This window comes from Paracoccus zhouxuedongae (genome assembly GCF_041927815.1).
GTDB lineage: Bacteria > Pseudomonadota > Alphaproteobacteria > Rhodobacterales > Rhodobacteraceae > Paracoccus.
Window position 1 is genome coordinate 180143 of the sequence record NZ_JBHFHM010000006.1, and the last position, 12955, is coordinate 193097.

At 68.9% G+C, this 12955-nt stretch carries 11 protein-coding genes and 1 tRNA gene; 4 read left to right on the plus strand and 8 right to left on the minus strand.

The window, feature by feature from the left end:
* Positions 1-39: 39 nt before the first annotated feature.
* From ACEYYA_RS09325 to rlmB, 3 genes are all read right to left on the minus strand, one after another.
* Positions 40-468, minus strand: a complete 429-nt coding sequence (locus ACEYYA_RS09325; protein WP_374799912.1) for a CoA-binding protein — start codon at positions 466-468, stop codon at positions 40-42.
* Between the two features lie 177 nt (positions 469-645).
* Positions 646-1029, minus strand: coding sequence for a YHS domain-containing (seleno)protein (locus ACEYYA_RS09330; protein WP_374800025.1), 384 nt, complete (start codon positions 1027-1029; stop codon positions 646-648).
* Positions 1030-1282: 253 nt separating this feature from the next.
* Positions 1283-2161 (minus strand): 23S rRNA (guanosine(2251)-2'-O)-methyltransferase RlmB, encoded by an 879-nt coding sequence (gene rlmB / locus ACEYYA_RS09335; RefSeq protein WP_374799914.1) that lies wholly within the window; start codon positions 2159-2161, stop codon positions 1283-1285.
* A gap of 172 nt (positions 2162-2333) precedes the next feature.
* On the opposite strand from rlmB, the gene ACEYYA_RS09340 reads away from it, so the two are divergent.
* The 3 genes from ACEYYA_RS09340 to ACEYYA_RS09350 all read left to right on the plus strand — a co-directional run bounded on the left by ACEYYA_RS09340 (position 2334) and on the right by ACEYYA_RS09350 (position 4901).
* Positions 2334-2417, plus strand: a tRNA-Tyr gene (locus tag ACEYYA_RS09340).
* A gap of 73 nt (positions 2418-2490) precedes the next feature.
* A complete protein-coding gene (locus ACEYYA_RS09345; RefSeq protein ID WP_374799916.1) occupies positions 2491-3549 on the plus strand; it encodes a hypothetical protein in 1059 nt (352 codons plus the stop codon).
* A 68-nt stretch (positions 3550-3617) separates the two neighbouring features.
* The gene (locus ACEYYA_RS09350; RefSeq protein WP_374799918.1) at positions 3618-4901 is read left to right on the plus strand and encodes an O-acetylhomoserine aminocarboxypropyltransferase/cysteine synthase family protein; all 1284 of its coding nucleotides are present in this window, start codon (positions 3618-3620) and stop codon (positions 4899-4901) included.
* A 36-nt stretch (positions 4902-4937) separates the two neighbouring features.
* Here the strand turns inward: ACEYYA_RS09350 and ACEYYA_RS09355 are convergent, their stop codons facing one another.
* Positions 4938-5687, minus strand: coding sequence for an SIMPL domain-containing protein (locus tag ACEYYA_RS09355; protein WP_374799920.1), 750 nt, complete (start codon positions 5685-5687; stop codon positions 4938-4940).
* Between the two features lie 205 nt (positions 5688-5892).
* Between ACEYYA_RS09355 and ACEYYA_RS09360 the strand changes: the two genes are divergently transcribed.
* Positions 5893-8451 carry a hypothetical protein gene (locus ACEYYA_RS09360; RefSeq protein WP_374799922.1) on the plus strand — a complete coding sequence of 853 codons (2559 nt, stop codon included), beginning with the start codon at positions 5893-5895 and terminating at the stop codon, positions 8449-8451.
* A 48-nt stretch (positions 8452-8499) separates the two neighbouring features.
* Here ACEYYA_RS09360 and ACEYYA_RS09365 read toward each other — a convergent pair whose 3' ends face one another.
* From ACEYYA_RS09365 to ACEYYA_RS09380, 4 genes are all read right to left on the minus strand, one after another.
* Positions 8500-9009, minus strand: a complete 510-nt coding sequence (locus ACEYYA_RS09365; RefSeq protein WP_374799924.1) for a CarD family transcriptional regulator — start codon at positions 9007-9009, stop codon at positions 8500-8502.
* 297 nt (positions 9010-9306) lie between these two features.
* Positions 9307-9645: a ferredoxin FdxA gene (fdxA, locus tag ACEYYA_RS09370; RefSeq protein WP_374799926.1), complete on the minus strand. Its 339-nt coding sequence runs from the start codon at positions 9643-9645 to the stop codon at positions 9307-9309.
* Between the two features lie 55 nt (positions 9646-9700).
* Positions 9701-9985, minus strand: a complete 285-nt coding sequence (locus ACEYYA_RS09375) for an RNA-binding S4 domain-containing protein (protein WP_374799928.1) — start codon at positions 9983-9985, stop codon at positions 9701-9703.
* A 4-nt stretch (positions 9986-9989) separates the two neighbouring features.
* A complete protein-coding gene (locus tag ACEYYA_RS09380) occupies positions 9990-12944 on the minus strand; it encodes a helicase-related protein (protein ID WP_374799930.1) in 2955 nt (984 codons plus the stop codon).
* Positions 12945-12955 lie beyond the last annotated feature (11 nt).

The following is a 12955-nucleotide window of genomic DNA, read 5'->3' on the forward strand; positions in this document are numbered from 1 at the left end:
TACCCATCCGCACCCGCCACCGGGTGCAGCGCCGGGTAACTACATGACGCGCGGATATTCGATCTTTGGGCAGCGGTCCTGCACCACGTCCAGCCCCGCATCCATGGCGCGCACAGCCGCCTCGTGGTGGCTGACGCCCAGTTGCATCCAGACCGACCGCAGCCGGGGCAGCACAGCGATCGCCTCATCGACGATGCCGGGCACCGCATCCGGGGTGCGGAAGATGTCGATCATGTCGACGGTCACATCGGGGGGAATGTCCGACAGGCTGGCATAGACTGTTTCGCCCAGGATCACTTGGCCCGCATGGCCGGGATTGACCGGAATGATCCGATGCCCCTTGGCCTGCAAGAACGCCGCGACGCCGTGGCTCGGTCGCTCGGACTTGGGCGACAGGCCGACCACGGCGATGGTCCGGGCCATGGTCAGAATCCGGCGCAGATCGGCGGGGGTGTTGGTGTCGGTCATGGTCATCCTCCTGCGCGGTGAGGCTGGCAGAAAAAGACGCCCGCGCCAAGGGCCGGGCGTCCAGTCACGGAACGAGGGACAGTGATCAGAGATTCGGCAGTTCCGGTGCCGTTCCCAAGTCTGATCTGGGAATGTAACAGCCCCAAGTCCATGGCGGCTGACCGGAACGTGATCGGATCAGCGCTTGGCGTGATCGCGCGCACCGGCGATCACCGCCTCGGGGTCGGCCATGAAAACCTGGCGCGCGGCCTCGTCAGCCATCAGATACAGCTTGCCCTGATACATCACGAAAACCTGCGGATCGCCCTGCACGCGCCTGCCCTGCGACAGCGCCCGAACGCACAGGCCCCCGAACTGCGGACTATAGCCATGCGGGTTCGATTCGAACTGGAACAGGTTGTCTTCGGATGTGAAGTGATACACCTTGCCGCGCCACTCCAGCGAGATGTCAGACCGCCCGGAGGTCGCCTCGCCCTCGTCGAAATAGGCGACCGGGTCGTTACCGGACAAGGCCCAATTGCCGTAATGCTGCGCGGCGGCGGGCAGCGGCAAAGCAGTCATCGCCACGGCGGCGACAGCGGGAAACAGGGAACGTTGGGAATGGGTCACTTTCAGCGATCTTGAGCAGAGGAACTTGGGCAGGGGCGGGGCAGAATCGACACCGCCTGGCAGGGCGGCAGGCCATCGGGCCATGTCTCATCAGATGGCAAAAGCCGGGGCATTCATAAAGCCCCCGGCCTTTCACGTCTCGGTTAGGGGCGGCCCCGTGCCGATCACATCAAAAGGAATGATGCAGATTTGTCGCAGTCTTGTGTCAGGCAAACCGCTTTTGCGCGGCATACAGCGACACCGCCGCCGCGTTCGACACGTTCAGCGACCCGAAGGCCCCGGCAAAGGGGATGCGCGCCAGCCGGTCGCAGGTGGTGCGGGTCTTGTCGCGCAGGCCCGGCCCTTCGGCGCCCAGCACCAGCACCACGGGCGCGGTGCCCGTCGCCTCAAGCGCCTGTTCCAGCGTTTCCTCGGCCTCACCGGCCAGGCCGATGCAGACATAGCCCATCGCTTGCAGCTTCGTCAGTGCCTCGGCCAGATTGGTGACGCGCAGATAGGGCTGGCGCTCCAGCGCCCCGGATGCGGTCTTGGCCAAGGCCCCGGTTTCGGGCGCGGAGTGGCGCAGGGGCGCGATCACGGCGCGCGCGCCGAACACCTCGGCCGAGCGCAGCACCGCGCCGACGTTATGCGGATCGGTCACCCGGTCCAGCGCCACCATCAAGGGCAGCCCTTCTGCGGTGGCGACATCATCCAGACGGCCCCAGTTCAGCGGCTTCACCTCAAGCGCGGCGCCCTGGTGGACCTGATCGGGGCCAAGCGGCACGGCGCGGTCGAACTGGCGCGGCTCGACCATCTCGGCCTCGATGCCGGCGGCGGCGATCGCCTCGGCCAGCTTGTCGGCGGCATTTCGCGTGACCACCAGCCGCAGCTTTTCGCGCGCCGGGTTCATCAACGCATCGCGCACCGCATGCAGGCCGAACAGCCAGACTGTTTCCGCCGCCGCAGCGCGCCGGTCGCGCTCCTTGTCGATCACCCATTCGGGCTTGCGGGTGCCCGGTTTGCCACCCTTTTTCGCCGCGCCACGCGGGCCGGGGGCGGATTTGCGCGCAAAGGGGCGGTCGCTGGGGGTCGTGGGGCGGGTCATGGCGGGTCTTTCTGTTGGCTTTCGCCCTGATTGCCGCCCCTGCCCCGCGATGTCCAGCGCCGCGCGGCCCCGACACCGTGCAGGGCGCGCAAAAAGCCACCGCGCGCGGGGCGCAAAAATACCCCTTTGCGTCTTGACGCCCCCCCGCCCCTTGGCTACATCCGCCGCCAGTGGGCGACGTGCTGCAAGGTGCGGCAGCGGACTGTAACTCCGCCGAGGCGACTCATGCCTGGTTCGATTCCAGGGTCGCCCACCATCTTCCGACAGGACCGGCCGCATCCCGCCCGGCGCTGCGCGCCGCAGCAAGGGGTACGCGTATGGTGGGCTGCATGGATGACGACACGACACAGCCCAAGCGCAAAAAGCCTGCCAAGGCCAAGCTCGCGGGGGCAACCCCTGCGCCGCAGCCCTTCGACATCCTGATCGTCGCCCAATCCGGCCGCCTGGAATATGAGGCGATGCTGTTCGCCGCCTCGCTGCGCCAATCATCGCCCGATTTCGCCGGGCGGCTGATCGTCGCCGAACCGCAGCCCGAAGCTGGCTGGGCAGGCCACGACACGCTGATCCGCCCCGAGGTGCGCAGCTTTCTGCAAGATCTGGGCGGCGAGATCCGCCCCTTTGTGCAGCGCGCCTTTTCCCATGCCTATCCGCAGGCCAACAAGATCACCGCGCTGTCGGTGCTGGATGCCGACCGGCCGTTCGTGTTCTTCGATACCGACACGCTGGTGACCGGCGATCTGGGCGCGGTGCCGTTCGATTTCACGCGCCCCGCCGCCTCGATGCGGCGCGAGGCGACCTGGCCCGATCCGCCGCTTTACGGCCCCGATCATCACGGCATCTGGAAATCGCTGTATGACCGCTTCGGCCTGGATATCGAGGCGACGCTGGATCGCAGCCAGCCCGAGGATCATTGGGAACGCTTCCTTTACTTCAATGCCGGCTGGTTCTTCGGCAATGATGCGCCCGCCTTTCATCGCCGCTTCACCGATTACGCCACCTCGATCCGCGACGACACGCCGGATGAACTGGCCAGCCAGTCGCTGTGGCCCTGGCTGGATCAGATCGCGCTGCCCTTGGTCATCGCCAGCTTCGGCGGCGGGCGTCCGGGGCCGGAGCTGGACGGGCTGGACGGCGATGTCACCTGCCATTACCGGCTGTTCCCGCTGCTTTACGCCCGCGAAAGCGACCGCGCGGTCGCGGTGCTGGAACAGGTCGCCACCGCCCAGCCCGCCCGCCGCATCCTGCGCGAGTTCGAGCCAATCCGCCGTCTGGTCCTGCAAGGTCAGGGCCAGAAGAAGATCCGCCCGATGTTCGACCGCGCCAATCTGCCGCGCAAGGAACGCGCGATCCGCAATGCGCTGAAGGACAAGGGGCTTTGGCTGCGCTGAGGCGCGCCAAGGCGATTGCGTGGCGCAGGGCGCGGGCCTAGTCTGGGCGCGACCAAAGGGGACGTGCCATGACCAATGACCTGCATTTCGACACGCAACTGATCCATGCCGGGGCGGCGCCCGATCCGGCAACCGGCGCGCGCCAGGTGCCGATCTATCAGACCACCGCCTATGTGTTCCGCGATGCCGATCACGCTGCGGCTTTGTTCAACCTGCAAGAGGTCGGCTATATCTATTCGCGACTGACCAACCCGACCGTCGCCGCGCTGCAATCGCGGCTGGCGGCGCTTGAGGGCGGCGCGGGTGCGGTCTGCTGTTCCTCGGGTCACGCGGCGCAGATCATGGCGCTGTTCCCGCTGATGGCACCGGGACGCAATATCGTCGCCTCGACCCGGCTTTATGGCGGCACGATCACCCAGTTCAGCCAGACCATCAAGCGCTTCGGCTGGGGCTGCACCTTTGTCGATTTCGACGATCTGGATGCGGTCAAGGCGGCCATCGACGACGACACCCGCGCGATCTTCTGTGAATCGATCAGCAATCCCGGCGGCTATGTCACCGATCTTCAGGCGATTGCCGCGATTGCCGATGGCGCGGGCATCCCGCTGATCGTCGACAACACGCTGGCCACCCCCTATCTGTGCCGCCCGATCGACCATGGCGCGACGCTGGTGGTGCATTCGCTGACCAAATACCTGACCGGCAATGGCACGGTCACCGGCGGCGTGGTGATCGACAGCGGCCGGTTCGACTGGTCGGCCAGCGACAAGTTCCCCAGCCTGTCGGCCCCCGAACCCGCCTATCACGGCCTGCGCTTTCACGAGACCTTCGGCGCCCTTGCCTTCACCTTCCACGGCATCGCCATCGGCCTGCGCGATCTGGGCATGACGATGAACCCGCAGGCGGCGCATTACACGCTGATGGGGGTCGAAACGCTGTCGCTGCGGATGGACAAGCACATCGCCAATGCCAAGGTGGTGGCGGAATGGCTGGAAAAGCATCCCGCCGTCAGCCATGTCACCTGGGCCGGGCTGCCCGGCTCGGCCTGGCACGCGCGCGCGACCCGGTATTGCCCCAAGGGCGCGGGGGCGCTGTTCACCTTTGGCCTGAAGGCCGGGTATGAGGGCTGCGTCAGGTTCGTCGGCGCGCTGAAGCTGTTCAGCCATGTGGCGAACCTGGGCGATACGCGGTCGCTGGTGATCCATTCGGCATCGACGACGCACCGCCAGTTGTCCCCCGACCAGCAGCGCGCGGCCGGTGCCAGCCCCGATGTCGTGCGCCTGTCGATCGGGATCGAGGATCCCGCCGATCTGATCGCCGACCTGGATCAGGCGCTGAAGGCGGCGGGATAAGCGAACGGGCGGCGGGCGACCCCGCCGCCCATCCGTTCAGGGCAGAAGCTGATATTCGACCGTCACCTGGGTCGTGACCGAGACCTCACCCGGTTGCAGCGCCGCATCGGCCCCGCCCTTGGCCGCGCCATAGGCGCGCATCTCGACCGGCTGCGGCGCGGCGGCGATCGGCATCTCGCTGATCGTGCGCACCGGGCCAAGGGTCATGCCCAGTTCGGCGGCATAAAGTGTCGCGCTCGCGCGGGCCTGGGCCACGGCATCGCGGCGCGCGGCATCCTCGGCCGGGCGCATGTCTTGCAGGCCATAGGTCAGGCCGTTGAAATCGGTGGCCCCGGCGGCCATCACCCCGTCCAGCACCGCGCCAAGGTTATCCAGATCGCGCAGTCGCACGCTGACCATGTTCTGCGCGATATAGCCGACCAGTGTTGGCGGCGCGTTCTCGGTCGAGTAATCGAACTGCGGCCCCACCGTCAGACCCGAGGTCTGAAGGTCGCGATCCTCGACCCCGGCGGCACGCAGCGCCTCCAGCACGCGGGCCATGCGGTCGGAATTGGCGGTCAGCGCGGCCTGCGCCGTCTCGCCGCGTTCGGTCACGCCCAGCATCATCTGGGCCATGTCGGGGTTCAGATCGGCGCGGCCGGTGCCGGTGACGATCACATGGGCGGGGGCGGGCGCTGCGGCCGTGGGCTGGTCCTGGGCCATCGCGGGGGCGGCGCTCAGCGCGGCCAGCAGCGCGGCCAGCGGGGTCAGGCCGGACAGGCGGCGCTTGGTCTGGGTTCGGGTCATGGTGGTCCTCATCAGTGGTGCGCGCCCCGATCATGGCGCGGGCGGGTCCGGGCGCAACACACGTTGTCGTGGCCGCAGCGCCGATCACGATCCGCCAAAGCGGGCGGGCAAGGCTTTTACTGACCCCAAATCTGCGGTATCCCCCGCTATGCACCCCCCATAGATGGATCGGCCCCGGCCGATTCACCCCGATCAAGGCCGCGTGATGACAACGACCCATGCCCTGCATTTCACCGAGGATGCCATCGTGCTGTTGCAGGGCGGGGCCTTGGATTGGGACGTGCTGGACAGTGTGCCGCTGGCCGATGAGGCGGCGCTTGGCCCCGGCCTTGCGCGGATGCGCGACCGGCTGGCCGGTGCGCCCTGCCTGTTGATGCTGCCCGCCAGCCATGTCGCCTATCGCCACCTGCCCGCGCCGGGTGATCTGCCGCGCGGGGCGGCCCGCGATCTGCCCGCCGATCCGGCGGCGCGGGCGGCGCAGGCGCTGATCGGCATGACCGTCTATGAACCGGACGACCTGGCCCATGACTGGACGGCGCTGGATGACGGAAGCCTGGTGCTGGCCGCCGTCGCGCGCGAGACCCTGGCCGAGGCCGCATCCTTTGCCCGCGCCAATGGCTTTGGCGTCGCCGGTTTCGCCGCCTTGCCGCAGGGCACCGCCTTTCCTCGCCTGCCCGATTTCGGCGGCGGCAATCTGACCGAGGCCACCGAGGGCGCGCCCGCAGCCACCGAGCCGGTGCCGACATCCCAAGCCGCCTTCGACTTTGCCGAAGCCGAGGCCGCGCCGCCCGCACCTCAGGATGATCCTGCCCCGTCGCCGGTGGATCCCGACCCCGCGCCTGCCGAAGATCGCGATGCTGCCGATCAGACGGCAGGTGCGCCCCCGCCTGCGGACTTGTCTGCCGAGGCGCCCGTCGCTGCACCCGTCGCTGCACCTGTCGCGCCGCAAGCCTCGGCGCAGGTCATCGCCCTGCCGCATCCGCCCGCGCCGACCGGCGTGAACGCGCCCGGCCTGGCGATCCCCGGGGATCTGCCGCCGCCCGATCTGCCGCGCGCGGCGCTGCCCGAATCCGAGACAGACCTGGGCGATAGCGCGCGCTTTCATGAGGTCGCCCGCCCGCGCGCGGCGCGGCCGGTTTCGGCTGATCTTGACGTGCCGCAGGCCCGCGCCCGCGCGCCGCGCCAGCGCAATGCGCTGACGCTGGGGGTGATCGGCGCGCTGCTGCTGGTGCTTGCGGCGCTGTGGGCGCTGTATCTGCGCGACCCGGACCCCGCCCCGATCCAGCCGGATGAGGCGAGCGCCGCACCCGCCCCCCCGACGACGGCCCCAACAGCGGCCCCGATGGCTGCGCCGGTCACAGCCGCGCCCCCCGAAGCGGCCGAGGCGCGACCGGACTCGGCCCCGGCCCCTGCGCTGCCCCCCGGTGCGCGCCCGAGTGACGAGCCGACGCCCGCGACACCCGCCCCCGCCGCCCAGCCGCAGGCCGATGCGCCGCCCAGCCAATTGCCCGCCGCGATCCCGCCCAGCCAGATCGGGCGGCTGGACGCCAGCGGCCAGATCGTGCCGACGCCCGAAGGCGTGATGACGCCCGATGGCTATCTGCTGATCGCCGGGCGGCCCGAAAACGCCCCGCCCTCGCGCCCGGATTCGGTGATCCGCGCGGCTGCCGAGGCCGCCGGGGTCGAACCCGCGCCGCAAGAACTGCCCTGGCCGCTGGTCTCGCCGCCTGTGGATGTTGTGCCCGAGGCGCTGCCGCAATCAGAAGGGTCGGACGAACCGGCGGGGGCCTCGCCCCGGCCCCGGCATCGGCCCGGTGCAGCGGCCTCTGCGGCAAGCGCCGATCCCGCGCCGCCGGCCCGTGCCAGCACCGCGCAGGCGGCACCGCAGGCCGGCCCCGGCCCGCGCCCGCGCAAACGCCCCGGCAACATGGCCGCGACCGCCCCGGCCGCCGCCCCCGCCGCCGATGTCACCGCCGCGCTGAGCGAGGCGATGGCCGGCAATCCTGCGCCCACGCCTGGCGCGCCCTCGCCCCGCCCCCGCAAGCGGCCCGGCAGCCTGGCCGTGGCGGCGGCAGCCACGACATCCGCCGTGGCCAGCAGCGCCGTCAATCAGGCCCTGGCCGAAGCGCAGGCCGCCGAACAGGCCGCATCGCAGGCGCAGGCCGCCGCGGCGCAAACGCAGGCGGCAGCGCAGGCCGCAGCCCAGGCCCAGGCGGCAGCCCAGGCGCAAGCCGCAGCCCAGGCACAGGCACAGGCCGCCGCGGCCGCCGCCGCCGCCCAGGCCCAGGCCGAGGCACAGGCCCGCGCCCAGGCGCAGGCACAGGCCCAGGCACAGGCACAGGCGCAGGCCGCCGCACGGGCGCAGGCCGAGGCCGAAGCCGCCGCCGCGCGCGAGGCGCAGCGGACGGCAAGCGCCGCCCAGCCCCGGTTCCAGCACGGCGGTCGCTCATCGCTGGGTCTGGACAATTTCCAGGATAACGAGCCAGAGCCGGTCGGCCCCGTCGCCGCCGGCCCGACGGCCGCAGGTGTCGCGCGACAGGCCACGCAGTCGCGGCAACTGGACATGCGCCGCACCACGCTGATCGGCACCTTCGGCGCGGGCAACAGCAAGCGCGCGCTGATCCGCGCCTCGAACGGGCGGATCAGCAAGGTCAAGCTGGGCGACCGCTTTGACGGCGGCACGGTGGTACAGATCAGCGATGGCGAAATGCTGTATCAGCGCCGGGGGCAACTGGTGGCGCTGCGCCTGCTGGGCGGACGATAGCAAAAGGGGGGCCAAGGCCCCCCTGTTCGCGTCACCCGGTCCGCCAGTTCAGGCGGCGCGCGCAGTCAGCACGCTGTCGACACGCTGCTGCGCCCCGGCCTCATCGGTGCCGGAAACGGCGGCCACTTCGCGGGTCAGCCGGTCCAGCGCGGCCTCATACAGCTGGCGTTCGGAATAGGATTGCTCGCGCTGATCGTCATTGCGGTGCAGGTCGCGCACCACCTCGGCAATGGCCACCAGATCGCCGGAATTGATCTTCTGTTCATATTCCTGCGCCCGGCGCGACCACATCGCGCGCTTGACGCGGGCCTTGCCCTTCAGCGTTTCAAAGGCGCGGTCCACCACCTCGGGCGAGGACAATTGCCGCATCCCGATCGAGGTCGCCTTGGCGGTCGGCACCCGCAGCGTCATCTTGTCCTTTTCAAACGAGATCACGAACAGCTCAAGCTTGTGGCCGACGACTTCCTGCTCCTCGATCGAGACGATGCGGCCGACGCCATGCGCCGGGTAGACCACGAAATCGTTCGGGCGAAAGTCGGTCTTCTTGGTCTTGGTCATGCTTTCAGACATCCTCGTTACCGGGTCTGACCTTGCCACAGGGACCGAAAAAACCCGTCGCGGTTGTGACGCCGCGGGCGGATCTGTTCAGCAATGTGGCGGCGTGGCGGGCAGGCCACGCGGGCAGCGGCCCATTCTTTGTCACATGACTGTAGCACAAAATTACACCCATTCAAAGCGCCGCGCCGCGGCACGATGCTGTGATCCTGTCAGATCAATGGGTTATGCCGGACAACCGCGCATGAAAGCGCGCAAGCACGCGCCTTCAGGGCTGCGAATCACCGCACCGGGGGCGGATCAATCGCCCTCGCCGGGGTTCGGGCTGAAGTATTTCTCCATCTTCCCGGCTTCACCGTCGCGGGCCTCATAGCCCGGCAGCGGGTCTTTCTTGCGGGTGATGACCGGCCAAAGCTCGGCATATTTGCGGTTGAACTCGACCCATTTTTCCATGTCGGGTTCGGTATCCGGGCGGATCGCATCGGCGGGGCATTCGGGTTCGCAGACGCCGCAGTCGATGCATTCGTCGGGATGGATCACCAGCGTGTTTTCGCCTTCATAAAAGCAATCGACCGGGCACACCTCGACACAATCGGTGTATTTGCAGGCGATGCAGTTTTCGGTGACGACATAGGTCATGGCACGTGTCCGCTGGATTGATGTTCCGCCGACCTACCTATTCCGACGGGGCGGATCATTCAACCCCGCCCAATGGGTCATCATGGATGCGGTAAAGCGTCGCTGCCTCGGTGGCGGGGCCGCGTCGGCTGCCCGATGCGATCACGGTCAGCACCTGCACGCCGCCGTCCAGCCGCAGGGTCAGGACGTCGCCGGGGCGGATGGCGCGCCCCGGCTTCAGGCAGGGCGCGCCATTGACGCGCGCCTTGCCGCCCTCGATCAGGGCCTGCGCCAGGCTGCGGGTCTTGGCGAACCGCGCCTGCCACAGCCACTTGTCCAGCCGGATCGTGTCGTCGCTCAAGGGCCTAGGACTTGCCTTTCAGCGCCGCCAGCACCGCAAAGGGGCTGTCGGGATCGATGGCCTTTTCCTTGCGCGGCGGATGGGCCTCGAAGGCGCGGGGGCGATCCTCGCGCGCGGGCTTGCCGCCCTTGCCGTCGAACTTGCCGCCGGGCTTGCCACCCTTGCGCGCGGGCTTGCCCTCGCCATCACGGCGCGGCTTGCCACCCTCACGGTCGCCGCTCTCACGATGTCCACCTTCACGGCGGGGCTTGCCACCCTCGCGCGCCGGGCGCTCGCCCTCGGCGGGGGCCGTGTCGCGGCGCGGGCCGCGTGGGCCGCGACCGGCGTTATCGCCGCGCGGCGCGTGGCGGGGCTTGGGGGCCCAGGTAAAGGTCCAGAAGGTTTCGCGTTCCGGCGCGGCCTGTCCCACCTCGGGCGCCTCGGCAGCGGGATCGGCAGCGGGTGCGGCACCCTCGGCCGCGTCATCGGCGGGCTTTTCGATGGATTCGGCAAAGGCGCGGGCCTTTTCCTCGGCTTCGCGCTGCGCAGCCTCGGCAATGGCTTCGGCGGTTTCCTCGACCTTGGGCGCGTCCTTGGCCTCGGGGGCGCGCACGACCTTGTCGCGCTCGCCCTGTTCGGCGCGGTAGCCCAGACCCTCCATCAGGTCCGCGAACTGCTCATGCGTCATGCCAGTGATCGACAGCATGTCCGCCGTCGCCTCGAACCCGGCGCGGCTGTCTTGCAGGCGCAGCTGATCGGCCAGCCGTTCCAGCATGTCGATGCGGATCGCGCGCGCGCCGGCCGGGAAATAGCCCGACAAGGTATAGGCGCGCCGGTCGGCATCAGCGACATTGGGGATCGTCACCAGACCGGGCGGCGGGCTTTCGGGGAACACGTCGGCCCCCGCAAACAGCGAGGCCAGCACCAGTCGCAGCCGGGTCGGCGCGGGCTTCAGCAGCGCAGGCAGGAAGATCGTGTATTGGCCGAACCGCACGCCATGCTTGCGCAGCGCGCCGCGGGCCTCCTGATCCAGATCCTTGACCTCGGCGGCGACCTCGGCGCGGGGGATGATCCCCAAGGCCTCGGTCAGCCGGAAGGCAAAGCCGCGCGCCAGACCGGTCAGCGCCTCATCGGCGCCCATCTTGGTCAGCGGCTCAAACAGGGTCGCCACCTTGCGGTCGATGAAATGCTGCAAGCGGCGCTTGACCTTTTCGGCCACGTCGGCGCCGGCTTCCTCATCCACGAACGCCTCGACCTGGGGGCGCATCGGGTCGGCGCCCTTGACCAGCTTGCCGACCGCCGCGCTGCCCCACATCAGGCCGCCCTGTTCGGTGAAATCCATTTCCGTGTCGGGCGCGTTATAGAACCGGTCCGCCCGCAGGCTGAACTCGGGGCGCAGCGCCTCATAGGCGGCGCGCGCCAGGGTGCGGCTTTCATCTGCGGTCTGCGTCGCGTCCTGACGGAAGCGGAACCCCTCCAGCCGTCCGGCGAATTCGCCCTCGACGCTGACTTCGCCCTTATCGTTCACCTCGGCCACGAGGGTCTCCTTCTGTTTCAGCCGGCGCAACAGCACCGAGGTGCGCCGGTCGACAAATCGTTGGGTCAGCGCGGCATGAAGCGCATCCGACAGGCGGTCTTCTACCGCGCGAGTCTCTCCGCGCCAATGGCTTTCATCGCTGACCCAGCCGGTGCGCTGCGCGACATAGGTCCATGTGCGGATAAACGCCAATCGCTTGGACAGGGTGTCGATGTCGCCCTCGGTGCGGTCGATGCGGGCGATCTGCGCGGCCAGCCAGTCATCGGGCACCCGTCCGCCGCCATGCAGAAAGTCGAACAGCCGCCGCAGCAGGCTGGAATGTTCGCCCGCGCTGATCGACCGGAAGTCCGGCACCTGACAGACATCCCACAAAAGCCGCACATCGCGCGGCCCGTGGATGCGGTCGCGCGTCTCGGGGTCGGCGGCAAGCGCCTTGAGCGCGGCCAGATCGTCGGCCTCGCGCCCACGGGTCAGCCATTCGGATTGCGGCGGCAGTTCCAGGCTGGCGATCAGCCGTTCGGGATTGCCGAAATCCAGATCGGGGTTGCGCCACATCAGGCGCCGGATCGGCGCGAAGCGGTGGTTTTCCAGCGCCTCGGCCAGTTCGGGATCCAGAGGCGGGGCCTCACCGGTCACGCCGAAGGTGCCGTTGTCCAGATGCCGCCCGGCCCGGCCCGCGATCTGGCCCATCTCATGCGGGAACAGCGGGCGCATCCGGCGGCCGTCGAACTTCTCCAGCGCCGAAAAGGCGACATGGTTGATGTCCAGATTCAGCCCCATGCCGATCGCGTCGGTCGCCACCAGAAAGTCCACATCGCCATTCTGGTAAAGCGCCACCTGCGCGTTGCGGGTGCGGGGCGACAAGGCGCCCATCACCACCGCGCAGCCGCCGCGTTGACGGCGGATCAGTTCGGCATTGGCATAGACGTTATCAACGCTGAAGCCGACGATGGCCGACCGCGCGGGCATCCGGCTGGTCTTTTTCGACCCGGTATAGGTCAGGGTCGAGAACCGCTCGCGCCGGATGAACTGCACGCCGGGGATCAGGGCGGCAATCGCGCCGCGCATCACCTCGGAGCCCATGAACAGGGTTTCCACCCGGCCCCGCGCCCGCAGCAGGCGGTCGGTGAAGACATGGCCCCGGTCGGGGTCGCCGCATAACTGGATCTCGTCCACCGCGACGAAATCGGCGCCGATGTCGGCGGGCATCGCCTCAGTCGTGGCGACCCAGTATTGCACGCGGTCGGGGATGATGCGTTCCTCGCCCGTCACAAGTGCCACGACCGAGGGGCCACGCGCCTTGACGATGCGGTCATAGACCTCACGCGCAAGCAGGCGCAGGGGCAGGCCGATGACACCGGTGCGATGGCCCAGCATCCGGTCGATGGCGTAATGGGTCTTGCCGGTATTGGTCGGGCCAAGAACGGCCGCGATGCGGGACATGGGGGAACCTT

Bases quoted from the DNA above. Each gene is read 5' to 3' on its own strand.
- ACEYYA_RS09325 (WP_374799912.1), bottom strand. From the start codon at position 468: ATGACCGACACCAACACCCCCGCCGATCTGCGCCGGATTCTGACCATG.
- ACEYYA_RS09330 (WP_374800025.1), bottom strand. From the start codon at position 1,029: ATGACTGCTTTGCCGCTGCCCGCCGCCGCGCAGCATTACGGCAATTGG.
- rlmB (WP_374799914.1), bottom strand. From the start codon at position 2,161: ATGACCCGCCCCACGACCCCCAGCGACCGCCCCTTTGCGCGCAAATCC.
- ACEYYA_RS09345 (WP_374799916.1), top strand. From the start codon at position 2,491: ATGGATGACGACACGACACAGCCCAAGCGCAAAAAGCCTGCCAAGGCC.
- ACEYYA_RS09350 (WP_374799918.1), top strand. From the start codon at position 3,618: ATGACCAATGACCTGCATTTCGACACGCAACTGATCCATGCCGGGGCG.
- ACEYYA_RS09355 (WP_374799920.1), bottom strand. From the start codon at position 5,687: ATGACCCGAACCCAGACCAAGCGCCGCCTGTCCGGCCTGACCCCGCTG.
- ACEYYA_RS09360 (WP_374799922.1), top strand. From the start codon at position 5,893: ATGACAACGACCCATGCCCTGCATTTCACCGAGGATGCCATCGTGCTG.
- ACEYYA_RS09365 (WP_374799924.1), bottom strand. From the start codon at position 9,009: ATGACCAAGACCAAGAAGACCGACTTTCGCCCGAACGATTTCGTGGTC.
- fdxA (WP_374799926.1), bottom strand. From the start codon at position 9,645: ATGACCTATGTCGTCACCGAAAACTGCATCGCCTGCAAATACACCGAT.
- ACEYYA_RS09380 (WP_374799930.1), bottom strand. From the start codon at position 12,944: ATGTCCCGCATCGCGGCCGTTCTTGGCCCGACCAATACCGGCAAGACC.